Below are 23,896 nucleotides of genomic sequence, written 5' to 3'. Positions count from 1 at the left end.
TAGAATTTTCTCTTAAGATAGAAGCAGGAGATTCTGCATGAAAACATCTAAATTTACTGACAGTCAGATCATGTCTATTTTGAAACAGGCGGAGTCTGGCACGCCTGTTACCACTCTTTGTCGTGAACATGGCATGAGTAATGCGACTTTCTATAAATGGCGTGCTAAATATGGCGGTATGGATGCCTCATTAATTGCTCGGTTGAAAGAACTTGAAGCAGAAAATGCCAAGCTAAAAAAGATGTATGCTGAAGAGCGGCTCAAAGCCGAAATCATTCAGGAAGCCATGTCAAAAAAGTGGTAAAGCCATCTTGTCGTCGTCAGATGGCGCAACAAGCTGTTGTCGATCATGCCGTCAGCATTCGCTTGGCTTGCAAGGCATTTAGTATCAGTGAAACTTGCTACCGTTATCAGTCCAAATTGAACGATGACAATGTATTAATTGCAGAGCAGCTGATTGGACTCACTGAGGAAAATACGGATTGGGGTTTTGGTCTGTGTTTCTCTTATCTACGCCATGTTGAAAATTACGGTTGGAATCATAAGCGTGTTTACCGTATTTACTGTGAGCTGGCACTGAATCTACGTATTAAGCCAAGGAGAAGACTGAAACGGCATGTACCTGAACCACTTAAGGAACCGGTTCGAGCAAATCAGGTTTGGTCATTAGACTTTATGCATGATCAGCTGATCGATGGTCGCAAGTTTCGCCTATTGAATGTAATTGATGATTACCGTCGTGAAGGCTTAGCGATTGAAGCAGGTTTCTCATTACCTACAATCCGAGTGATTCGAACACTCAATCAGTTACTGGAATATCGAGAGAAACCATCAGTGATTCGATGCGACAATGGCCCAGAATTTATCAGTCATGAATTTATCAATTGGGCAAAACAACATGGTATACGGATCGAATATATTCAACCTGGCAAGCCACAACAAAATGCGTATATCGAGCGCTACAATCGTACAATGCGTTATAGTTGGGTGAGCAAGCACTTGTTCGATACATTGGAGCAAGTGCAAGATTATGCAACACAATGGTTGTGGCATTATAACCATGAGCGACCGCACAAAGCCAATGGAGGCAAACCACCTCTGATGGCTGCTTAACCTCTACTTTTAACTTCGGTTATTTATGGGAGGATTACCTTATCTATTGAGATTAATAACCTTTAATCTCTAAATTCTTTGGTAACTTAATAGCAGATTTATATCTTTCCATTGCAAGTAATCTTTTAGACATAGGTCACCTATAATGTAAAGATTTTTATTTTTCTTGGGCTTTAGGCAGAAAAAACTGGTTATTTGCAGGATCATTACTTAGAGGTCAACGGGCAGACGAACATCATGACTTTAATTCAGTCAGCCAAACTGAATGGTCTGGATCCGTATGCCTAGTTCAGTGATGTGTTAAAAAGACTACCAACACATAAAATGAAAGACATCGAAGAGCTACTACCACATATGTGGAAGCCTGTTTGAGTCAAGTGGGTTTAATCAAATGCTTACATTTATCGAATAAAAACTGAATCTCTCTAGATGATTAACATTATTTAGTTTATTATTCATTTATTCTGATTTATAAATAACAAATCAATTTTTGGAATAAATATGGATATCAAGGGGTTAAAGGTTTTTAATGCTGTTATTGAAACAGGAAGTTTTTCAGGGGCAGCTCAGAAACTTCATTGTGTTCAGCCCAATATTACTTCACATATCAATAAATTAGAAAGTCTATTAGGTGTAAGATTATTGGTTCGATCTCCTAAAGGTATTTGTCTAACCGCTGAAGGTGTTAAACTTAAAAAATATAGCGATCAGATCTTAGATCTTGTAGATGCAGCATCGGATGATCTTAGTTCTGACAATAATACATTACAGTCATGTCCACTTGATATCGGCATTCTACAAACTGTTAACCAACGTAATCTTATTGATTGTATCCAGCATCTAAACAATAAAACGAAACAACCATTATCAATAAAAACTATGTCTTTAAACCATTTAAAATCAGAATTGATCGCTGGAAATATTGATTGTGGATTAATTAATGAAGAATTAATTCATCCTTGTATCTATAATATTCCTTTATGGAAAGAAACGGCTGTACTTTGTTATAACAATAAATTATTTCCACCACTTACCCAATATTCTAAAGAAATTAATCTTATCGCTTATCCAAAGGGTTGCTATTACCGCCAAATTGGTGAGAAAATTTTATTAAATCAAAATATTAATTTCACAACAATTGATTTCGACAATATTGACAATATATATCAGGCAGTTCTCAATGGTTTAGGGTATGCAGTGTTACCCCATAGTTATATTGAGAGAATGAATAATGATCTTATTACTTTACAAGAGATCCATGATACTGATAGCTCAGTACAAATATGGTTCTCATGTCAAAATCGTTACTTATATAATTTTAAAGAGCTTTATTTACTTCATGACATTCTTATTCACAATGTTTCAGCTAGATGTTAGGTTAATAAGGAAGATCATGTTCTTCCTTATTATTAAAGAAATATAAAATTAAATAGATTTACTTTTGTACCATTCATCTACAAGTGTACTGACTAATTTTTGCATTGAGAGAGGACGTCCCATACCTACACCTTGCCCTGCCCAAAGCGACATAAATTCCGCATTATTTTGTTCTTTTGCCCATTTACGTATAGGCCCAGATAATGCATTCTGAATAGGATAAATTGGTACTGTCTCATTATTTGCCAACTCTCTCATAAATTGATTCTCAATCCCTCTAGCAAGTTTACCTGAGAATGTTTGAGTCAGTTTGGTATCATGACCAGATGAGCTTAGTAATTTATTACGATATGCTGGCGATAAATTAGCTTCATCACAAAATAAAAATGCTGTGCCTAACTGAACCATATCAGCACCAATAGATTGCAGTGCTGCTATAGTTTGTCCAGTCATAATCCCACCAGCAGCGATTAATGGTAATTTTACTTTAGCTTTTGTTTCTATAAGCAGAGGCAATAAAGCCATTCCTCTATCTTCGGATTTTAAAAACATACCTCGATGGCCGCCAGCTTCAACGCCTTGTAAACAAATTGCATCAGCTCCTATAGCCTCCCATGCTAGGGCTTCTTGTACAGTAGTTGCTGTGCCAATGACAAAACATCCTTGCTCATGCAAATTTGTAATTTGTTGTTTATTAAGAATACCAAATGTAAAGCTTGCGATCTCTGGCCGTAATTGCAAAAGGACATCAAACTGTTCACTAAATTTTGGAGCAAATTTAGTAGGTAGCTCTAATGGTGGTAAATTTAGAGAGGTATGTAATTTCTGTAACTTCTCGATATCCAACTTATCCCAATCATGTTTAGGATGATCATTGATGATGAATAAATTAATATTAAAAGGTTTATTCGTAAGCTGACGTATCTTTTCAACGGTAGATTTAATCGCAGAGGGTTCAAGCATCCCCGCACCTAATGATCCTAAAATCCCAATTTCACATGCTTGAGCAACCATTTCCGCAGTTGTTATTCCTGCCATGGGAGCCTGAATAATTGGATACTTAAATTGGAATCTCTCAGTAATCATTTTTGCATGTCCTGATAAAATCATTATCTAACTCCTATAACATTTAATTCTGATTACTTAGGGTTTTAATAAACCTTGAGGTATACGAGGGAATAAAGTTGCTTGGCGTATATCATTTACTCCCATAAAGGTTGCAACAAGCCTATCAAAACCAATTGAAAAACCTGAATGAGGTACACAACCGTGACGACGTATATCAACAAACCAAGCGAATTCATCCAAGTCATGGCCAAAATATTCTAGATTTGCTTTGAGTTCTTCATAGTCAGAAACTCGTGTACCACCACCAACTATCTCACCTTGTCCCATATGAGAAAAGAGATCATTCGATGGGCTTAAATCATAGTTATCTGTACTATGAGCGAACCAAAAGTTTTTTAGACTCATTGGAAAATCAGTTATAAAATATGGTACTTTTACATGTTTACCAATTGCATTGTTATGCTCTTCTGTATAATCATTTCCATAATCAAATAAGTATCCTAATTCGTTAAGTAAAGTTACAGACTCATCATACGTAATACGTGCAAATGGTTTCAGTAACTGATCCAAATGTTCTGTCCCTAACTGAGCTTTTGCATATAAATCGGTATGCTTTTTGAGTTTTTCTGCGATAAAGTGGATTAAGTCCTGTTCCATTTGCATAATTTCATCATTACTAGCCCATGCCAAATCTACTTGCAATTGCCAAATTTCAACCAGATGTATACCTGTTGCATCAGTTTCTCGTCGAAAAGAGGGATTTAATGCATAGACTCTTTCTACCCCACTAACTAGCGCATCAGCATACATCCATGGACTTTGGATAAGAGTCGCAACCTGTTTTCCGTAATAAGGAAACGTAAATACATCACCACTACAAACACAAGATGCATTTGTTAAAATTGGGGTTTGAACCAACATACAATTTTGATCATCCAAAAATTCAAAAGCATATTTTCTAACAAGATGGCGAAACTCTGCTGTAGCTCGAAAGAAATTATTACGTATGCCTAAGTGTCGATGTTCAAGGTCTTTGTAGTTATATTGATTAATATCGATAGGTAATGGCTCTGCTGTATGCAATACATTTAAAGTACATAAAGGATCTTTTTCTGAAATATCACCATTTAATTGTACTATTGATTGTAATGGCAAGTTTTCTAAAAAATGATCTTTATCATCTACACGCCAATTATGTATTTGGTTATTTTGTCGAATCGAGACATTAAAAATCCCTTTTTCCAATAATTGAATTTGTTCAATCCAACCTGCCGCGACCAATTGTTGTTGTGTATTTCTTAGATTTTGCATGTGATACTCCTGATACTATTAGATGGTTAAAATCACTTCATGTTTATTGAATAATTCAGTTAAAAAATCATTACTAATACATTCCGCATATGGAGATATATGCTTCAAAGGTTCTGTTGACCATATAAAATGTGGCTGGTTCGTGAAACTACGGCTAAATATGGATTCTGCAACCAATAAAACTACATCGTTCTTAATTCTAATTTCTTGATACTTTTCAATAGCATTTAAGCTTGTCAAAATAACTAAACGGCTCATAAGAAAAATGCCTTATCATATCGATTGATATATGCTGAAAATTGCTCATTCGTTAGAAATTGCACTGGAAATTTTGTTCCATATTCCTCAAGCCCCCTTTGATCCAAATCGGATTTTCGCACAACCAAAGGAACATCACTTTCTACTAAAAACTTGTATTGATTAGAAAAATTATAAAACGGACTACTATGATCATGATGTAGAAGATAGACAGCATCATGCCAAAATGCAAAACTCACATCGGTATCACTACTAATAGAAAGTGCCATTCGAGCAACTTGCATGTTTATATCAGACATAGCTGGACTTTGACTAAGAACAAATAAAGCGGATACATTCATTTGGAGTCTCCTCCAAAGAAGATGATGCGATCTGCCATATTGTATTGCTCTGCAAACGTCATCATATTTTCTATTTGGATTCCTTCCTGAACATTGCTCTCATCTAATCCAGAAAATTTAGCCATGTTGACGCAAGTAGATACTGTTGCACCTTGAGCAATTAGTTTTCTTAAGCGAATAATATGGTTCTTTATGCTTTGTGTCTGAATAGCATTGTAGATCCCATTACCAATTAAAAAGATGTTGACCTGAAGCCCTTTATCCAAAAAGACCTTAGCCATTTCTAATGCGGCTAATGTGCGACTTTCCCTAGGCCCACAAGCGAGTACAAAGAAAATATTTTTCAATACATGATCCTCATTTCAATTAAAACTACAAATAGTAAGGTTAAAAAACTACTACTGATAAAAAGGAACCTCAAATCTGGTTTGTACCAAGAGTTATCTCCAAGAGTTGCATTCACAGTTAAGTTGATGACTGAACTTGGGGAAATAATGAGTGATTGCACCCAATAACACAGCCAAAGGGTTATAATTATGGGAAGGCTGATTTCATTCGTTAACGGACTAATTAAAGGTGCAACGATACAGAAAGGAATGATGGGATGTAGCCCTATTCGACATACCAAGGGCATAACAATTAGTAATAAAATACAAATTAGAAAGCTAGTTAAATACACTGGTATTTGTGAAAAAATGCCTATTTGTATACCTTCAAAGATATCATAAAGACGTATTGCTAATATGCCACAGGCAATGAATAATATGAGTTCAGGTAGGAGCTTTGTCTGAGCTATATTGATTAATTGAAATAAATCTGAGTGGTTATTAATGATACTGCTAGAAAACCAAGTGATAAAACATGCGATAAATATTGATTGAGAATATGGTTTATGCAGAATAATACTCAATGTTAATAATGTACCGAGAAAAATAATAACAGGTAATAGACTCTTCCACCTATTTATGTTTGTGATTGAAATGTCAGGTGGAGTAATTTCTTTAATGATGTTTATATTATTACTGAACAAATGATTTGATCTATAAGCATTTAATCCAATTAGTGCAATCATAATAACGATGGCAAATAGACTTATAGACATTACACTGAACCAACTAATCGCTGGAAACATGCTTAATGTTAATAGTACAGGCGCAGAAGTAGGAGCTAAAAGGTTAGCTGTAGCAACTCCGCGAGCAACAATATTGGGTATTTCTCTATTGTTTGTCAGTTCTTTCTTACTTAAACCTGCCAACAAGATTGGTATAGTACCCATGTTAAATATAGGTGATATACCAACTGATACACCAAGTGTTATCCAAGGGCGACGATGTTGAGTCAGCCACTGTGAGAGTATCTGACTTATCGCACTATTAGCAATTGCACTTCTCAGGAGATTCAGTGATACCAACATAATTATGACATCTACATATGGCATGAGTTTATGCCATACCGTTGTCCAGTGATTAGGTAAAATGACTGCAAGTATTAATATGAATAGTGCTATCTTTCCACTACGCAGTTTTATCCATGACCAGTGTTGTGTAAATAGAATAGTTAATAATATAAAAACTGCTAGAAGAGCTTGCTCAGGAGCAAAAATTCGCAGCAATGCTAATAATAGCCATAATCCAGAACGTAAATTAATTATCATGTTTTAATCGCTGAGAGATACCATACATTAGTGCTTTACTAGTAAGTGCGGAACCTGCAATAAATTGGCACTTGGGACCTATTCTTTTCATAGCGGCATAGCCACCGAAGAACAGCCCAGGTACACTAGACATACAATTTTCATCTAGTAACGGAAAACCATCTGAACTCTTTATTTGATGTTGTAAATCACTTAAGGGCTTTATTTTATTGATCTCATATTTATAACCAGTGCCAAGAATTAAGTGGTCTACATACTCACATTGCCCACTACGTGCTTTAAGTTCTAATTTTCCATCGGATAAAACATTGGCTTGTATTAAATCGAATTTTGGAATTATTTTTAGCTTATCCCATTGATTAATCAACTTCATTTTTGGCTCAGTAGTTCCTTTTAATAAATAGGATAAGAACCGCTTTTGTATAAATGAAGGTAGACGATAAACAAAACTATCAGCATTCTTAGAACACCATTTGTAGAGATGATTTCCTGGTGAATGTAAATTACGAAAGATGAGATTGCTATCACGAATTAATAATTTTACTTGTGCCCCACTATCAATAGCTAGTATTGCATGTTCAGCAGCACTTTGACCTGCGCCTATTACTGCAATTTTATAATCTTTGGATAAGGTGTTCGGAATATTTGTATCACTTGAATGTGTGAAATTTTTACTAGGAATTTGACGTAAAATTTTTGGAATATTCTCCATTCCTTTAAGACCAGCACACCAAACCAAATTACGACATTTTACAGTTTGGTATTGATCCGCCATTCGTAGTTGTACATTGTAGCTATTGTCCTGATAGTCTACTTTTTCAGCAGTAAATGGTAATGGAGTTAGATTTTGTTTTGTGACGAAGTAATTGAAATACGCTAAAGCTAGAGGCATCGAAACAGGTTGATCAATTGGAACACCAATACACTGAGCAAAGCTTATAAAGTCCATGTCATTTATAGGTGTATTGATACCTGATGCAGCAGCAGGAGAGCGGAGATCATTTGGCAAAATATGATATAGCCAAAAGCTGAATGGTTCGCCAAGCCACAAGTAATTTAAACCAGCATGTTCAGCATGTGCTGCTAAAGAGGCTCCACTAGGCCCAGCACCAACAATAACCAAATCATATGAATTTTCTATTGGAAGCTTTTTCGTTTGTACTTCTAAAGAATCTAAGCCACGTTTAGAGCAGTTAAATGTCAATGATAAACTACCAAGAGTTCCCAATGCAATAATAGGAAAAAATTTACCAGATTCGGAGAGAACACGTTTATCGAGAGTTCTAAGTTTTTGGTCTCTGATATTAGATGGTATATGATTAATAATGCGTTGTTCGATATTTAATGCAGTTAGTGACTCAATGGTAAGTTCATCATAGCCTTCAATCAAAATAAGGCTATTTTTATCTACCCATTTACGATGATGATCAACAATAAGCCATCCTTCACCTTGATTAACACTCAATACTATAGCCAATTTATTTAATATAACTTTTTGTCTTTGCATGTCAGCCATTTTAGCTCTTTCCATTGGTTAAACTTTTGCTCTAAATTTTTATAACAATCAGAAATTCAGTATCATTTATTCTTTGATCAACACATCCATATTCATTTTTCTGACAAAATAAATAGATATCTTTGACAACGTCTAAATGATCAGTTATAACTTCTAGATTTTTCAGATCAGAATTATTTTTAAGCATCCTCTTAATCCTTAATATTGGAATAGGACATCTTAGCCCCTGCAGATTGATACGCCCTAAATCCATATTTTCCATAAAATCCTCATATCGTGATCAATTAAATAAAATATGATTATCAATATTCATTTATGACTAAATTTACAAACTCAACCTCGCCCTTATTTAATTTTTTTAAATGATCTCTGATATATTTTTCCATTACAATTTCAGGTTGTGATAATGGCAAAGGTAGTTCTTTTTCAGATATATGAATAAATCCACCAGTTGTATCTTCAATATATTGTTCTTTGTAATAATCAATATGAGATATGATTTCAATTAGTGCGGAAACAACACAATCTATATCTTCTACAGTGTTGTATAGTCCAAGACTAATGCGAACCATACCTTTATATCGATCAATATAAGCATCAACTTGCTCTTCAGGTAAATCTATGTCATCAGCCATGCTCCAAAGTTCTTCTCGTATGAGTGAACGTACATATGGATGAGCACAAAAGCATTGATTCCTGACAGCAATACCAAAGTAATCATTGAGAATAATTGCTGTGAGTTTATGTGGTAATTTATTAATATTGAAAGAAATAACCCCAACACGATTATGAGGATCTAAATTGCCATATACTGTAATTTGAGGAATCTCGGCTAATTTATTTAACAAATATTGAGTAAGAGATTGTTCTTTTGCTTGAACATTATGCATCCCCACTCTTCGTAGGGTGTTAGCTGTAACACCAAGCATAATACTACCAACAATATTAGGTGTCCCAGCTAATTCTCGGTCAGGGTAAATATTTGAAATGGCATAATCACTTTATGAAACATCAGTAACCATTCCTCCCCCTAAATCGATAGGTTTGGATGAATCTAATAGAACTTTTTTAATGATTAAAACACCTGGTGAGGATGGCGCATACATTTTATGTCCAGCCAAAACCAACGCATCTGCCTTGCATATGGCTAAATCAATAGGCATATGCGGTCCCATTTGTGCTGCATCTATAATGATATAGCTATCATAGCTATGAGCTAATTTAGCTATTTTTTCAATTGGGTTAATGATACCTGTAACATTACTCACTCCAGTAACAGCTACATACGATACATCTTTTGTCTTTAATTCTTGTTCAAGTTTCTCAATATCGATTCCTCCAAGACCAGTTGGTGTATCAAGTAAAGATAAATGTGTTACCTCACTTCGTTGTCTATGTGGTAAATCATTAGAGTGATGTTCCATCAAAGAAACAAGCACACGAGGCTTTGGATTGATTTGTCGTAATATTTGAGATGCTCGATTAATTGCTGCTGTTGCGCCACTACCCAAAAATATACATGTATAAATCTCAGGATCTGCATTAACCAGTTTCAGAATTTCATTAGCAGACCACTCAAAAAGTTGAGTCGATATTTTTGCAGAGTTATGGCTATCACTATGAACATTTGCATAGTACTTTAGATAATCATTAATAAAATTTACGGAAGGTAGGAATGCCAAACTTGATGCTGTTGAATCCAAATAGCATTGTCGAATGTTCGTTCCCAATCTTGTTGGATATTTTGTTTCCAATCCTATAAAAAGGTTTCTAATTTGATCCAGATTTATCATAGATTTATTCACCACATAATATAAAATATTTTAGGCACAACAAAAGCAATTTAAATTACACATAATTACTGCAAAAAAAATCCAGCAAAAATTAGTGTGACAATTATTAACACCACTATTAAAAATATGGAAATAAATAAAAATTATAGACCTATAAAAATTACTTAATTGACAGGTCTTTATATGATCTTTAATTTTACTTCTGTTTTAATACATCAAACGATTTTCTTTGATATTTATTCAAACAAAATCAAATATACAAGCAAGCATAAATATTTATTTTATGTACTTTTAAACAAAAATTTAAATGGTAGTACCTATGAGGCTTATAATATCACCAACATCTCCATATTCCCGCAAGGCAAGAGTACTACTACGTGAAAAAGGTTTAGAAGCTATAGTTACAGAAGTAATAACAAATGTTTATGAGTCAAATCTGGTTACAAAATACAACCCTCTTGGGCGAGTTCCAGTTTTGAAAGATCAGTCACTTAATATTTATGACAGCATCATAATATGTCAATATTTAAATAATTATCAACCTGATATTAAAAAATCAATCTACTCATTATCTAATAGTACATGGGAAGATCAAATACGTGTAGCACTAGCAGATGGAATAATTGATAGTGCCTTACAATTAGTTATAGAAAGCAGACGACCTATTGAATATCAGTCTTCAATGATTATTGAACGTCATACTGCCCACATTCTTCGTGGGCTTCAGGCTTGTGAAGAACAAATCAGTGAATATAAAATCAAATTTGATATCCCAGAAATCGGTTTAGCATGTGCACTTTCCTATTTAAATTTCAGATTACCAAATATTAACTGGGGGAGTAAATATCACGAACTTTACGAATGGTTTGAAAAAGTTAAACAATATAAATCCATGAAAGAAACAGAGTTCACAATACTATAATTTTTTGTTTATAGGTTTATTAACCAAAGAAATGGAGGAAATTAATTTAAACTTACTAAAATATTTTATAGAACAATATTTTTAAGTATTTTTTGTGAATTAATCAACTCCATTTTATTCAAGGAACATATATGAACAAGGTGAGAATTGCTATTATTGGTATGGGGCCTAGAGGTCTTAGTATATTAGAACTGCTTAATGCAATATACAAAATTTCAGATCAGAATCTTAAGTTTGAGTTGCACTTAATAGATCCTCGTGTTTATGGGCAAGGTATTCATACTTCAGAGCAATCAGATCATCTTTTGGTAAATACCATAGCCTGCCAAATAACAATGTTTAGCGATGATTCGGTAACAGATGCTGGACCAATTATTCCAGGTTTATCTATTCTTGAATGGGCAAGGCAGCATGGATACCGAGAATTAAATAATAAATTTCTTTATTTAGGCAATCATATCTGTAATGAAATCAATGCTAATGCTTATTTACCACGTCGTATGTTAGGTGAATATTTATCTTGGGTTTATCGTGAACAAATCAATCAATTACATCCAAATATTAAAATAATTCGTCATCAACAACTTGCATACAATATTGATTCAATGGATGATGGCCAGCAGATTATCACATTGGCGAATGGGTATACTTTTCATGCTGATAAAGTATTTATTACAACAGGTCATGGAGAAAATACACCATCACCACAAGATTTGATGTACCTCAAATTTGTTCAGGAGGTTGCAAAAACCAACCACAAAGCTGATTTTATTAGAAATATTACAAATACTTATTCGTTACATCACATTAGTTCAGAAGCTGTCGTTGCAATTGAAGGTATAGGCCTCACAACATATGACCTAATTTCTCAACTAACCGAAGGTCGATCTGGAAAATTTATAAAAAATACAGATGGTACCTTGAAATATCTTCCCTCTGGTGAGGAACCACATATCCTAGTGTATTCTCGCTATGGCTTACCATATGCAAGTAGAGGAATAAATCAGAAAGGTGCACATGGACAATATCAAGCTCGTTTTTTTACAACCAATGCAATTGATAAATTACGTATAGCTAATCAACAAAATAGAGGCAATGGGCAACTTGATTTTGAGCAGGAATTGCTTCCAATTTTGTTGAAAGAAATGTGTTATGTATATCGATGTACTATAGATAAGAAATGGTACGATATAGAAGCTTATGTGCCTACATCTGATGACTTTACCAAGATTGAGCAAATTTTCTTTGGAAAATTACCAAGTTTGCAAAACTATGAAGCATTCAAGGAATACGCAATAAACTATCTGCAAACAGATATTGAAGATGCCTTAAAAGGGAACATTGATGGTGCTATTAAAGCAACAACAGATATTATTAGGGATATTCGGGATTGTTTACGTTATGCTGTTGATTATGCAGGATTAACACCAACATCACATAAAATATTTATTGAACAATATTGTCCTATTATGAATCGAATTGCTGTTGGACCTCCTGTTATACGTAGCCAACAACTATTAGCTTTACTAAATGCTGGAGTTATTGAATTTGCTTGTGGTCCAAAAGGGCGTGTTGAACTTAATTACCAGACAAGTCGCTTTAACATTATTAGTGAATTTTCTGATGGCTCATATACGAGTAGTGCTGACATTCTAATAAAAGCAAGAACAGATACTTTCTATCCAGCATTAGATAAATCTCCATTCATTGCGAACCTATTAAAGAATGGCACAATCCAACCTTTCTTTAATGGTGATTATCATCCAAGTGGTATAGCAATAAGTCATCATCATCATCCTATCAATAAAAATGGTGATGAAGTGAAGGCACTTTGGGCCCTAGGAAATATAGTTGAAGGAGCAAACTTCTATACTTATGTCTTACCTCGCCCAGGCGTCAACTCACGTGCAATTAGAGATGCAGGTAAATGTGTCTTAGAACTCTTTGAACAATTAGAAACCCATGAAGTAGTTGCCGCCTCAAAAGTAAAGAACAGTCAAGAGCTAATCGAAACTCTCTAATACTAAGTAACCAGCTGAGTTAAAGAGAGATTTATATGTGTCTTCCATTAGATAAATAGGTAAATTATGAAACAAGTAGTTATTACTGGTGCAAGTCAAGGAATTGGTCAAGAAATTGCTAAACTATTTTTGAATCAAGGATATATCGTACATAATATTTCTCGTCATGCACCACAATATTCACATCCTAATTTACGCCATTGGCAAGCAGATATGCTTTATTATGATCAGCTTGAACAAGTAATTCATCAAATTGGTTCATTTGATGTTCTAATTAATAATGCAGGTTATATGAATACGCTTACGGCAAGCTCATATACATGGAATGAAATGCATAACATCATGAATGTGAATTTGATTCACACAATACAATTGAGCATTGATGTTGCAGAAAATATTTTTAAAATACAGCAATCAGGCCGTATTATAAGTATTGCCTCAATTGCAGGGCAAATTGGACACCCTGATATTTGGTATGGCATTTCAAAAGCAGGATTGATTAATGGGATGCGTAGTATGGCTCGAAGTCATGCTCAGCATAATATTCAAACTTTTAGTATTGCGCCAGGTCCCGTTGAAACAGAAATAATGAAAAAGATCCCATTTGAGAGACAAAAACGTTTAAAGGAAGCAACCTTAAATCACAAGTTTTGCCAAGTACAAGAGATTGCCAATACAGCTTTGTGGCTAGCTGATAAGGCACCAAATTGTTTAAGTGGTGAAGTATTTGATTTAAATAATGGAGTGAATTATCGTTAATTATACCAAGAAACTGCTATATTTATTGAACGTTAAGACAGTTAAATCAAGTACATATATCGTATTGGCATATATGTTCAGTATGATATGCTTGATCTATTTTCTATATTCAATCAAAATTATAAGTGAATATAAATAAAAAATATTTATTTTCAATAAAATCAACAATGTAGATGAATTCAATTTCTATTTAAGAAATTTTTTCATAGATTATTAAAATATAAGTTTGGATTTGGTATCCAATATTGCTGATCACCAAGCCTCACTTCAAAGCCATCATCCAGCACCCTAAAATTAATACTATCCATATGATTAAAAATAGATTTATCCAAATTATGGAAATACATCAATCCTAACTTTATCCACTCTAGTGCATTAAAATTTTCCTCTGGGACTTTCATAATGGCTAACAGTTGTTTTTCCAGTTTCTTCATATTACTTTTCTCTGTTATTTTTTCATCTAGTACCCATGACGTATCAAGGTTCGTATCATAATTCTTGTTTAAAAAATTAAGAAAACCAACAATAGCGGAAGCTTGTCCAGGGGACTTAAATAAGTAATATTTTACGTGCCACATTGTTGGTAAATCTAAGCGTGATTGACTTACCAACAGCATTAAAGCAGATGCTGGTTTCATGGCTAAACGGGCAGAACGTATACTTGTTTTCCCTAAATCCATTTTATTTATTAAAACCTGATAGTAGTTCTGAAGAATTTGGGCTGAAAGTGATGAATCTGGACATGAGTTTGCCAGTTTTCTCAGTTGGTCAAATTCAGAACAGTGACCTTTAGATTGTGTATCTATATGCAGATAATGCACTGCAACCAACCACCGGATGGGCAGCTCATATTTGCGTAAACCACTTGTCCTTAGTCGATGTAATAAAGGCGCATAATCTGGGATCTGATCTCTCCAAAGATTATTGGTCTTTTCAAAAAACTGAATATGTTTATGAATTAGCAATGCAGCCTTATGTGGTCCTACCTCATGATCAAGCCAATTCATATATTCTTCAAAGTAACCTTTAAGACTTGGATTCACTAATGTATTAACTAGTTCCTTAATCCTATTGCCCAATATTCTTCGCCATGAACATGATTCACAATATTTTCCACATCCAGCAGGAATTTGTTGCTGACAGGTTAAGCATTGAAGTGGTGGACAGCTTAAACATTTTTTACAAAGCATTTTGCCTGACACAGCATCCTGTTCAACCGACCTATATCTTCTACAACTTTGGCATGTCTGGTAATCACGGGTTGCACACTTTGGGCAAACTCTTAAATTATCCTCAAAACGGCTGATACGAGACAAACGTTGTGATGCCACGCCACATCGCTCACAAGCTTGAAACTCTCTAAAATAAACTGAACAGCTATTACAAACAGGTCCTTGTGCCGTTATTTTTCCTAATGGATATTCTATACGTTGACATAGAATACACGGGCGATTAGTTTCACATTTTTGGCAAACAGCCAATTGATCAGTTTTGTGCAATCTTGAGCTTTTACCACATGATGGGCAATCCCGTTTTTTAAAAACTCGTACATAGCATTTATGGCAATAGTTACGCTGTTTATAGCATCGGTGTATCTTTTCAACCGCATCACCACATTCATCACACTGAGGCATGGCGTTTCCCTCCGAGCGTTATCCTAATTTTCTTTTTAATCTCAAAAACTTTCGTATTACAGCTTCCTTACTTTTAGGTTTTAGGGTATCAACCAATGCTCTCTTTGGAGGGTAGTTCCGATAAACTGAGCCTAACTGTTCTTCAATAGGTCTTAATATGGCTGGCAACTGGTTTCTCTTATCCCAAAATGAAGATCTGTTCATATTTAAAGATTGTGCTGTTTCAATAAATTTTTCTAGGGGAATGATGAGTAATTGATAAATACAGGAAAATAGCCGCTCTCTCTCGATAACTGGAAGTTGACTAACAACCAATCCATTCGAGATAAACTCAGAATGGGGCATCTGAATTTTGAGCTGTTCAAGAAAAGCCCATCCTTTTCCATTTATTGAGCCAGCTAGAACTTTTCTAATAAATTGTAAAAATAACTTAATCACCGTTAACCAATCATTTAGTGAAATCAACTTGTCTTGATAGGTTGCATAGCCTTGTTCCAAGAATTGACCAAAGACTTTTTGGAATGCCAGGGCATGACAATTCATAAAGCATTCATTAACTTCCAATAGGTTTTTTTTACATATTGAACAGCAAGTCATAACCTGATCAGGGGCTTCAAGTCGTCTAGGTTGAATGGCATTATGACAATGCGGACATTGATCATATAAACGCTGATTATGTTTAATACAGCCTGTATGCCAGGCAAAGCGCCAGTGTAAACGGAAATAGGCAACACCATCCTCAGACAAACACTTAGGACAATATTGCCAGCCACCTCGATGCTTACGGTTTCTTGTACCTAATACCAGATACCATGAATCAAGGGTTCCATTATCCAAGTTATATTTAATTAAGAAATTGCGAAGCGTAGCAGAATCAAATTGGCTTTCATCAATTTTTGTTGTAGTGGCCAAGGTTCGTAAATGCTCTGAGCTTAAACCTCGATCTACATCTACTGACCAAATTCGCCATTTGGGCCAGAGTACCCCAGTTAGACTTAATGGGTCACAACCACTATCAAGTGCAGCACGTATCAACCATGAAGACAATGCCTCATCTTTCTGTAAAGTCGTGGGGATAAACCATGAATGGACTTCTGTTGTACCTATCATACCCAGCCCTCCACATAGCTTATTTCACACTTTCTAGTAAGCTACGGTCGATAAACTCCTGACCAGAAACAATAGCTTTCTTTGCAGCTTCCCGTAAAATCGTTCGCAGATTACCTAAATTTCCATCGGTAATATCATGTAGATATTTTACTGTTGCTGGCTCAGCTAGTTTTGAAGCCTGTTTGAGTGGAAGAACTTTTTCAAACTTATTTACCATGGCTTGAAAGTCCTTATCTAGTTTCCATAAGGGCAAATTAACCACACGAAAACGACTTACATGCTGTGGATCAGTACGCAGGACACTAATCGCTTCTTCTGTACCAAACCCGACAATGGGTATCTGTGTTTCATTACACAAATACTTAATTGCATTCATTACAGTTCTTTGCTTAATCGGGCTGCCACATAATAAAGAATTCATTTCGTCGATAATGAGGAGTTTTACCTCGTAAAGTTTAAGGCAATGGACCACTTGGTAACGTAGCTTCGCAACGGGGTCTCTTTCTCGAAAGGGAACCCAGAACTTATCAAGAATAGCCATATACAAAGCTTTTTCATCAGGTGAAACAGGTGCCTGCACAATAATTACAGGTTTTACTGCATTATTTTCTGCATTGATATGACCCTCCCCATACAGCTTAAAGAACTGATTAATAATTGAGGTCTTACCATTATTTGGCTTACTCAATACCAGTAAGTTGGGCATACGGCTCCGCTTCGGAAGTGTCAGGAATCCTTTCAATTGGTCTAGTAAGTCATTGGCTGCTGGATACCCAATCCATCGGTCCTCTTCCAGGAAGTAGAGCCTGTCCTCAATAGACTGTTCCACAATAGGGCGAAACTCTTGAAAAACATGTGAATAGTTACTCATGAAATATCCTCATCATTTTCCAGTTCATCGAGAGGCAATAAACCATATACGCTTTCAAGCTGTTGCTCCAAAATCGTACTCTCTTGTTGATGTTTTTTGCCCTGAATTGATGCAGGGTTAACACTCATTTGGTGTTGGGTACTGCGCTGACGTGATCTGCGAGCCCGTCGAGTTTTAGTGCTTGCTTCCTGAACACGTTCCCTAAGTTTAGCTAGAGCCTGTCCAAGTTCATGATCTTTTAGATATTCGCCAGTTTCCTTCTTTAGTTCCTGAATCTTTTTGTGTTCCCAAATACTAAATGGCGGAATACTTTGATCCGCTAAAGGTACCTTAAAATAATTTTTGATTTCGGGATCAAAGAACCATATCTCACTAATATTTCTTGGATCACGCCTAAAGATAAATTTACGTTTTTCCTTTTGATTATAGGGGTCTACAGCATTAATCCAACCTCTTAATACATCAGCATAATAAGCAAGGCCATCAATTGTTACACCTGTTGTTTGAATCGTCCTTTCAAAACTTGGTAGAAAATCAAGAAAGAAATTATGATCATTTGCAGGCAATCTGGCAGCTCCAGAACCTAACGTGTTTTTATCGCCAAAGATACCCAACTCAAAAGCATGTAGTGGAGAAGTACCTAAAGCAGAGTGTTTTCTTTTGTGGTAAACATTACAGATAAAATCAATTAGCCAGTCCTCAAATTCGGAAAATGTGAAAACTGCTTCCGTATCTGAGTTATAGCCTTTTCTTTCAAAAATATTTGAAAAAGTTGTTCCTGGAACTGCGTGAATATCCGTTGCAAATGTTCCCATCAAACGTTCAATGTGCCCACCAAAACGTGGTTTTTTAACTGGTCGGTATTCCAGACGAATATCATGTGCCATACAGGCATTTCTGAAAGTTTCTGAGTGAAACTCAGGTCCATTATCGACATGAATGGTGTTCATAATTCCCCAGACAGGCCATTCAGCTTGAATCTTGCGCGAAGCTAGCCATTTCTCTTTGGGCAGTACAGCTTGAGAAACGCTCATTGCAATCGACATAACAGAGGGAGCATCTAATGATAAGTAATATCCCACAACTACCCTTGTACGCACATCAATTGCCAATGTAAGAAAAGGTCGTCCTATAGGGCACCTGCTAAAATCATCAACCAGAATAAGATCAACGGGTGTATGGTCAATCTGTACAACGGCAAGTGGATAATCAGCATGAGGGAATTTCCCTGCGGCAGGTGTAAATTTGTTATCGGCCTTTTCCTTATACCCCCTCTTACGAAGAGAGTCTCTCTGGCTAATCGCTGCAATACGATTTCTTACTGTATTGGCATGAGGCACCTCTAGGATATGGTATTCATGACATAAGCGTTTCACTTCAAGTACAACTTTTTGAACACTTATTCTTTGATTAGTTAGGTATAAATCGTTGATGGCTTTTTCAATGATTGCTTCAGCATGTTTATTAATTATCTTCTTGCCTTGTGGCAATCCCTCTTTTCTAGGTCGCAATCCATCAATAGTTCCATATGCTTTATAAATTTTTAACCATCTATATATGGTGGCTGGATTTATATCATGTTCCTGAGCACGTAATTCTACTTCCTTACGACCACTCACACCTCCCTCAATGAAAGGACGGATGATGTTGAAACGCCTTTCAGCCTCAATCCAGTCTTTATCAGCGATGAGCTCTAGATCTTCATGTTGTTCCACAGCTATTGACGGCCTTAATTCACTGATAGCCGCAACATTTTTCCTACCTGTATTATTGTTTTCAACAAAAACTGATTTCAGGTCAATGACTTCAATAATCGTATGGGGAATCCCTTTTATCTGAACAGGCTCCCCAGCAGCTATTTTGATATTCACACGTCTATCATTCATGACAAACTCCCACTTACCCAAAGTTCAGTAGATGGCTGTAAAGGTGCATTTAAATCGCAAACCAGATAACCATGAGCAACTAAATACCAAATTTGACTAATTCCATTTGCTCTGTCCCATTTGCCAAGGAAATGTCTGGCTAATAGAGTCTCAAAAGTTACGGCTCCTCGATCTCTCACATAAGCCAATAGGTGCATTGAATCGGCAGGAGGAAATTCCATCTTTCGGTACTTTTGTAAAAACATGGCATTCGACCATAACTGATCCCGAATCCGACCCTCATGTGCAATATGAAATTTCCAACCCTCTTCTTTGCATACCCTCATGGCAGCACGATATCTAGCTTTCCATAAATGTAAATTAACTTGCAATTCATCTATAGGTTTTACTTCAACCAGTTTAGGTGCAATAAATGGAAGAAAATCATCATGCTTATAAGTTACGAGAAAGTCAGGGGTATAAACTCGTTTCTGTCCATTATCAAAATACTCAATGGTAAAGGGTTGAGACTCAACAGCAAGAACATTAGGGTCAACCTCTAATCGAATGAGAAAATCGCGTTCCAATGTTGATTCAAAGGCCACTGCGGAATCTTTTTTAAAAGGGTATAAACCAGATACACTAATGCGTGTATTACCAATTTTTCTTCGAGCTGGTACGATGTTAACGGTGTCGCATGATTGATTGTTCATTCTAGGTTCCGTTGCATAGTTCTTTATAAAATTTGTCGCATAGTTCTTTGTAAAATGGGGTCTAAGTCATTGAGCCTAAATCATATTGTCGCATAGTTCTTTGGAAATGACAGCGGCTCACACCCCAAGCCAGGAGAAATTACCCTGGCACATTTAGGGGTTTTATTTCTGGACGAACTGCCTGAATTCGACCGCAAAGTGCTGGAGGTTCTACGTCAGCCTTTGGAAGCCAAGGAAATCGTCATTTCCCGGGCATCACGCCAAATTACCTTTCCGGCTAATTTCCAGTTGGTGGCTGCCATGAATCCATGTCCATGTGGGTATGCATTCAATCAAGATATCCGCTGCCAATGTTCACCCGAAAGTATTAAACGCTATCAGAACCGGATTTCAGGCCCGTTGCTGGATCGGATTGATTTGCATATTGATGTACCGCCATTACAAGCGCATGAATTACAGGACAATCGACCTACAGAAAACTCAGAAACGGTTAGACAACGCGTCATTGCAGCCTATGAAATTCAGATGCAACGGCAAAATACCTTGAATATGAGTTTGAGTCCAAAGCAGTTAGAGCAATATGCCGCATTAGATCAGTCTGCTCAGAATATGCTTGAAATGGCTCAGCAAAAACTGAATTTATCAGCGCGCGGCTATCATCGGGTCTTGCGTGTTGCACGCACCATTGCCGATTTAAATCAAAGTCCAGATATTCAAAGTCAGCATCTTTCGGAGGCCCTGTCTTATCGCGGGCAGCAGCAGATTTAGATCATTAAAAAAAGGCGACCTAAGGTCGCCTTTTTATCTAAAGAGGATTAGAAGCTATAACCGAGTCCAAATACGACTTTATTCTTTTGTTTTTCATCAAAACGATCATAACCACCCAAGATATAATTCATGCTTGCAGTTACACCTGTGTCACCAAGTGGCTTGCTTAAACCGATGTCAAAATGACGGAAACCAAAACTTTCTGTAGTTCCTTCAATAAAGTCACCTGATTTTTCATAAGCGTATAAGCCTAAAGCTGTATCCAAGCTGAAATCTTGTGGTAAAGCATAGCTATAAGTAGCTTTTAAATAGGTATCACCTGCATTGCCCCAAGTAGTATCTTCAAGAAGAGTTTGTGCTGTAACGCCCAAATCTTTATAGCTCATACCCAGTAACAGCTCAAATCCATCAGAATTGACATCAGATTCATAATAATAATAGTAGGTCGTACCGATCGTTAAACCTAAGTCATCATTGACTGCATGGCTATAGCCAGCATAGAAGTTATTTTCGAAAGCATCACGTCCTTCTTCAGACAAAGGGTAATCTAGCGTAGATCCCCACCAACCTGCATAGAAGCCAGACGCATGGTTATAATCAAGTCCACCTTGTAAGGTAGCGCCGCTATTTTCAGGAATGTTAGTAATACCACGCAAGTTATAGCTCGAAAGTACGCTGATATTTCCAGATACCGTATGTTCAGCAACAGGTTCTTCGGCAAAAGTAAAAGAAGATACAGCGCCCAATAAAGCAAGAGATAATACTTTTAATGTTAATTTCATTGTGTGGCTCCCCCAGATCGTCTGAGACGTTTTTATGATCATTGATTAAACTCAAGCTCAAAATTTGCAAGAGCTATGCCAATCTGGATAAAAGGAACCAAAATAATAAATCTAAAAAGACAAATAAAATTTAAATCATTGTTTTTAAATTAAAATTTAAATTATGAAAAACTAAATTATCTAGGCTTTCTCTTAAATAAATGTATTTAAGGGTATTTCTTCACTTTTTTAATAATTATACATAATCATTTACAATTTGCCCCATTTTGATTCTATTTTTAGAATGACTAAAATTTGTGCTAAAAAATAGTGCGTAATTTTTGATCAAATTTTTGCACATTCTAAAATAAACAAGCTGATCATGTTTATTTCACTACTTCAGAAATATCATTTATATCTTCCAATAGGATTATGTTTTTACTCACTTTTTACCGATAGGTCAGAAATTAATCATATCAAATCCTTGCTATTGTTTAATTTGAGTTAAAAAAATCTAAACTTTAGTGGAATATATCCAATAAAAAATGACATTTTTTCAGCAATTCTTATACAATTCCTAAAAAATTCCGATCAATTTGTATAAGGCTCTCTTCCCAATGCAAAATTCAAAAAAATTAACATTAGCAGTTTTGATTCAGGCTGCTTTGGTTTCTACCGCTTTCGCTAGCGAGCAAAGCGAATCGAAAGGTTTTGTAGAAGACGCAGAAGGTTCTGTACTTTTCCGTACCGGCTATTTGCACCGCGATAAAACAAACTATAACAACAATCAAACCGGTGCACGTGAAGTTGTTAATGATACAAGTTCAGCTGCTCAGACTGCGATCGTTAAATTAGACTCTGGTTTTACCAAAGGTGTAGTCGGCTTTGGTGCCGGTATTATCGGTGATGCATCTTTCAAATTGGGTGAAAATGCACATGCCGGTAATGACATGATTCCTCAACATCCGGATGGTTCAGCTTATGATCATTGGGCACGTGGCGGCGCATATGTAAAAGCACGTGTTTCAAACACGACTGCTACTTATGGTACTCAGGTTTTAGACTTACCTGTACTTGCAAGCAATACTGCGCGTTTAGTACCTGAATACTTTACAGGTGTATTGGTTGAAAGTAATGAAATCGAAAACTTAAGCCTCGTTGCTGGTAAATTTACTGAAAACCAGCGTTCAAGCCAGATCAAATCTGATGGTAATGAATTGGAGCGCGCAGTAGTTTGGGGTGCAAAATACAAATTTAATGATGCAGTTAATGCTTCTTACTATGGTACAGACATTAAAGACCGCCTAGAGCGTCATTATGTTAATGCAAACTATAATTATGCATTGGCGAATGGTAGTACTTTAACTCATGACTTTAGTGGCTATCATACTGATTGGGATAAAAAGTCAGATGGTGGTGCATACACTTATTCGCATACCACAAATGATCTAAATAAGTTAAGCAACAATATTTGGGCAATTTCTACGACCTATAATAAAGGCCCACACAATGTCATGCTAGCTTACCAACAAAATACAGGTAATACAGGTTATGACTATGGTTTAGGTCAAGGTGTAGGTGATGGTCATCAAACCATTTATATGCCGAACTCATACCTGTCTGACTTCATTGGTAATGATGAAAAATCAGCACAGCTTCAATACACTTACGATTTCAGTGCAATGAATGTTCCTGGCCTATCTTGGACTTCTGCATTTGTATATGGTTGGGATATTGATGTTGCTAATCAAAATGATCGCTCTCAATTAATCACTGGTGATGCTCAAGAACGTGAATTCTTTAATCAGGTAAAATATACAGTTCAATCTGGTTTTGCTAAAGATACCAGCTTACGTGTACGTCACTCATACTACCGTGCGAGTGATGAATACCAATACGGAAACTACATTGGTGACACTAATGAATGGCGTATCTGGTTAGACATTCCTGTGAAATTATTCTAATTCACACGAATTTCAAGCCATAAAAAAACCTGCACATTGTGCAGGTTTTTTTATTCCAGGCTTTAAAAAGTTAAAAC

20 protein-coding genes and 3 pseudogenes are annotated in these 23,896 nt (G+C 35.9%); 8 read left to right on the top strand and 15 right to left on the bottom strand.

The window, feature by feature from the left end:
• Positions 1-37: 37 nt before the first annotated feature.
• The 3 genes and pseudogenes from F893_RS01325 to F893_RS01320 all read left to right on the top strand — a co-directional run bounded on the left by F893_RS01325 (position 38) and on the right by F893_RS01320 (position 2,490).
• Positions 38-1,113, top strand: a protein-coding gene (locus F893_RS01325; protein WP_111804964.1) for an IS3 family transposase whose coding sequence is annotated in 2 segments (ribosomal slippage) — positions 38-290 and positions 290-1,113 — 1,077 coding nt in all. Because the reading frame shifts where the segments join, the coding sequence is not laid out codon by codon here.
• A gap of 167 nt (positions 1,114-1,280) precedes the next feature.
• Positions 1,281-1,485 (top strand): annotated as a pseudogene (locus F893_RS17275) (transposase domain-containing protein); the annotation flags it as partial.
• A 129-nt stretch (positions 1,486-1,614) separates the two neighbouring features.
• A complete protein-coding gene (locus F893_RS01320; protein WP_004756399.1) occupies positions 1,615-2,490 on the top strand; it encodes a LysR family transcriptional regulator in 876 nt (291 codons plus the stop codon).
• A gap of 48 nt (positions 2,491-2,538) precedes the next feature.
• Here F893_RS01320 and F893_RS01315 read toward each other — a convergent pair whose 3' ends face one another.
• The 9 genes and pseudogenes from F893_RS01315 to F893_RS01275 form a co-directional block, all read right to left on the bottom strand.
• Positions 2,539-3,600 (bottom strand): NAD(P)H-dependent flavin oxidoreductase, encoded by a 1,062-nt coding sequence (locus F893_RS01315; RefSeq protein WP_004756400.1) that lies wholly within the window; start codon positions 3,598-3,600, stop codon positions 2,539-2,541.
• A 33-nt stretch (positions 3,601-3,633) separates the two neighbouring features.
• A complete protein-coding gene (locus F893_RS01310; protein WP_004756402.1) occupies positions 3,634-4,869 on the bottom strand; it encodes an amino acid--tRNA ligase-related protein in 1,236 nt (411 codons plus the stop codon).
• Between the two features lie 18 nt (positions 4,870-4,887).
• A complete protein-coding gene (locus tag F893_RS01305; protein WP_004756404.1) occupies positions 4,888-5,127 on the bottom strand; it encodes a hypothetical protein in 240 nt (79 codons plus the stop codon).
• Positions 5,124-5,468: a DsrE family protein gene (locus F893_RS01300; protein WP_004756406.1), complete on the bottom strand. Its 345-nt coding sequence runs from the start codon at positions 5,466-5,468 to the stop codon at positions 5,124-5,126. Before F893_RS01300 ends, F893_RS01305 begins: the two co-directional genes overlap by 4 nt.
• A complete protein-coding gene (locus F893_RS01295; RefSeq protein ID WP_004756408.1) occupies positions 5,465-5,815 on the bottom strand; it encodes a DsrE family protein in 351 nt (116 codons plus the stop codon). Before F893_RS01295 ends, F893_RS01300 begins: the two co-directional genes overlap by 4 nt.
• Positions 5,812-7,122, bottom strand: a complete 1,311-nt coding sequence (locus F893_RS01290) for a hypothetical protein (protein WP_004756409.1) — start codon at positions 7,120-7,122, stop codon at positions 5,812-5,814. Before F893_RS01290 ends, F893_RS01295 begins: the two co-directional genes overlap by 4 nt.
• Entirely contained in the window at positions 7,112-8,638 is a 1,527-nt protein-coding gene (locus F893_RS01285) for an NAD(P)-binding domain-containing protein (protein WP_004756411.1), read from the bottom strand. Before F893_RS01285 ends, F893_RS01290 begins: the two co-directional genes overlap by 11 nt.
• Positions 8,639-8,669: 31 nt before the next feature.
• Positions 8,670-8,900, bottom strand: a complete 231-nt coding sequence (locus F893_RS01280; RefSeq protein WP_004756412.1) for a sulfurtransferase TusA family protein — start codon at positions 8,898-8,900, stop codon at positions 8,670-8,672.
• 40 nt (positions 8,901-8,940) lie between these two features.
• Positions 8,941-10,431 (bottom strand): annotated as a pseudogene (locus F893_RS01275) (aminotransferase class V-fold PLP-dependent enzyme).
• Between the two features lie 307 nt (positions 10,432-10,738).
• Between F893_RS01275 and F893_RS01270 the strand changes: the two are divergent.
• From F893_RS01270 to F893_RS01260, 3 genes are all read left to right on the top strand, one after another.
• Positions 10,739-11,353, top strand: a complete 615-nt coding sequence (locus tag F893_RS01270) for a glutathione S-transferase N-terminal domain-containing protein (RefSeq protein ID WP_227540289.1) — start codon at positions 10,739-10,741, stop codon at positions 11,351-11,353.
• Between the two features lie 131 nt (positions 11,354-11,484).
• On the top strand, positions 11,485-13,374 hold the full coding sequence (locus F893_RS01265) for an FAD/NAD(P)-binding protein (RefSeq protein WP_005249660.1): 1,890 nt from the start codon (positions 11,485-11,487) through the stop codon (positions 13,372-13,374).
• A gap of 66 nt (positions 13,375-13,440) precedes the next feature.
• Positions 13,441-14,133 (top strand): SDR family oxidoreductase, encoded by a 693-nt coding sequence (locus F893_RS01260; RefSeq protein WP_004756429.1) that lies wholly within the window; start codon positions 13,441-13,443, stop codon positions 14,131-14,133.
• Positions 14,134-14,336: 203 nt separating this feature from the next.
• Here F893_RS01260 and F893_RS01255 read toward each other — a convergent pair whose 3' ends face one another.
• The 5 genes from F893_RS01255 to F893_RS01235 are packed head-to-tail and all read right to left on the bottom strand — an operon-like array spanning position 14,337 to position 20,326.
• The gene (locus F893_RS01255; protein WP_004756430.1) at positions 14,337-15,767 is read right to left on the bottom strand and encodes a hypothetical protein; all 1,431 of its coding nucleotides are present in this window, start codon (positions 15,765-15,767) and stop codon (positions 14,337-14,339) included.
• Between the two features lie 18 nt (positions 15,768-15,785).
• Positions 15,786-16,877: a TniQ family protein gene (locus F893_RS01250; protein WP_004756433.1), complete on the bottom strand. Its 1,092-nt coding sequence runs from the start codon at positions 16,875-16,877 to the stop codon at positions 15,786-15,788.
• Between the two features lie 19 nt (positions 16,878-16,896).
• The gene (locus F893_RS01245; RefSeq protein ID WP_004756436.1) at positions 16,897-17,748 is read right to left on the bottom strand and encodes a TniB family NTP-binding protein; all 852 of its coding nucleotides are present in this window, start codon (positions 17,746-17,748) and stop codon (positions 16,897-16,899) included.
• A complete protein-coding gene (locus F893_RS01240; RefSeq protein WP_004756438.1) occupies positions 17,745-19,634 on the bottom strand; it encodes a Mu transposase C-terminal domain-containing protein in 1,890 nt (629 codons plus the stop codon). The genes F893_RS01245 and F893_RS01240 overlap by 4 nt, the downstream gene beginning before the upstream one ends.
• Positions 19,631-20,326: a heteromeric transposase endonuclease subunit TnsA gene (locus F893_RS01235; RefSeq protein ID WP_004756440.1), complete on the bottom strand. Its 696-nt coding sequence runs from the start codon at positions 20,324-20,326 to the stop codon at positions 19,631-19,633. Before F893_RS01235 ends, F893_RS01240 begins: the two co-directional genes overlap by 4 nt.
• 114 nt (positions 20,327-20,440) lie before the next feature.
• On the opposite strand from F893_RS01235, the pseudogene F893_RS01230 reads away from it, so the two are divergent.
• Positions 20,441-21,094: pseudogene (locus F893_RS01230) on the top strand (ATP-binding protein); the annotation flags it as partial.
• A 47-nt stretch (positions 21,095-21,141) separates the two neighbouring features.
• On the opposite strand, the gene F893_RS01225 reads toward F893_RS01230, so the two are convergent.
• On the bottom strand, positions 21,142-21,876 hold the full coding sequence (locus F893_RS01225) for a TorF family putative porin (RefSeq protein WP_004732532.1): 735 nt from the start codon (positions 21,874-21,876) through the stop codon (positions 21,142-21,144).
• A gap of 596 nt (positions 21,877-22,472) precedes the next feature.
• Between F893_RS01225 and F893_RS01220 the strand changes: the two genes are divergently transcribed.
• On the top strand, positions 22,473-23,819 hold the full coding sequence (locus F893_RS01220) for an OprD family outer membrane porin (protein WP_005249655.1): 1,347 nt from the start codon (positions 22,473-22,475) through the stop codon (positions 23,817-23,819).
• Positions 23,820-23,896 lie beyond the last annotated feature (77 nt).

Source organism: Acinetobacter sp. CIP 102136, from assembly GCF_000369685.1.
GTDB lineage: Bacteria > Pseudomonadota > Gammaproteobacteria > Pseudomonadales > Moraxellaceae > Acinetobacter > Acinetobacter fasciculus.
Note: the sequence above shows the minus strand (reverse complement) of the source record. Positions and strands in the feature narration are given on the sequence as shown.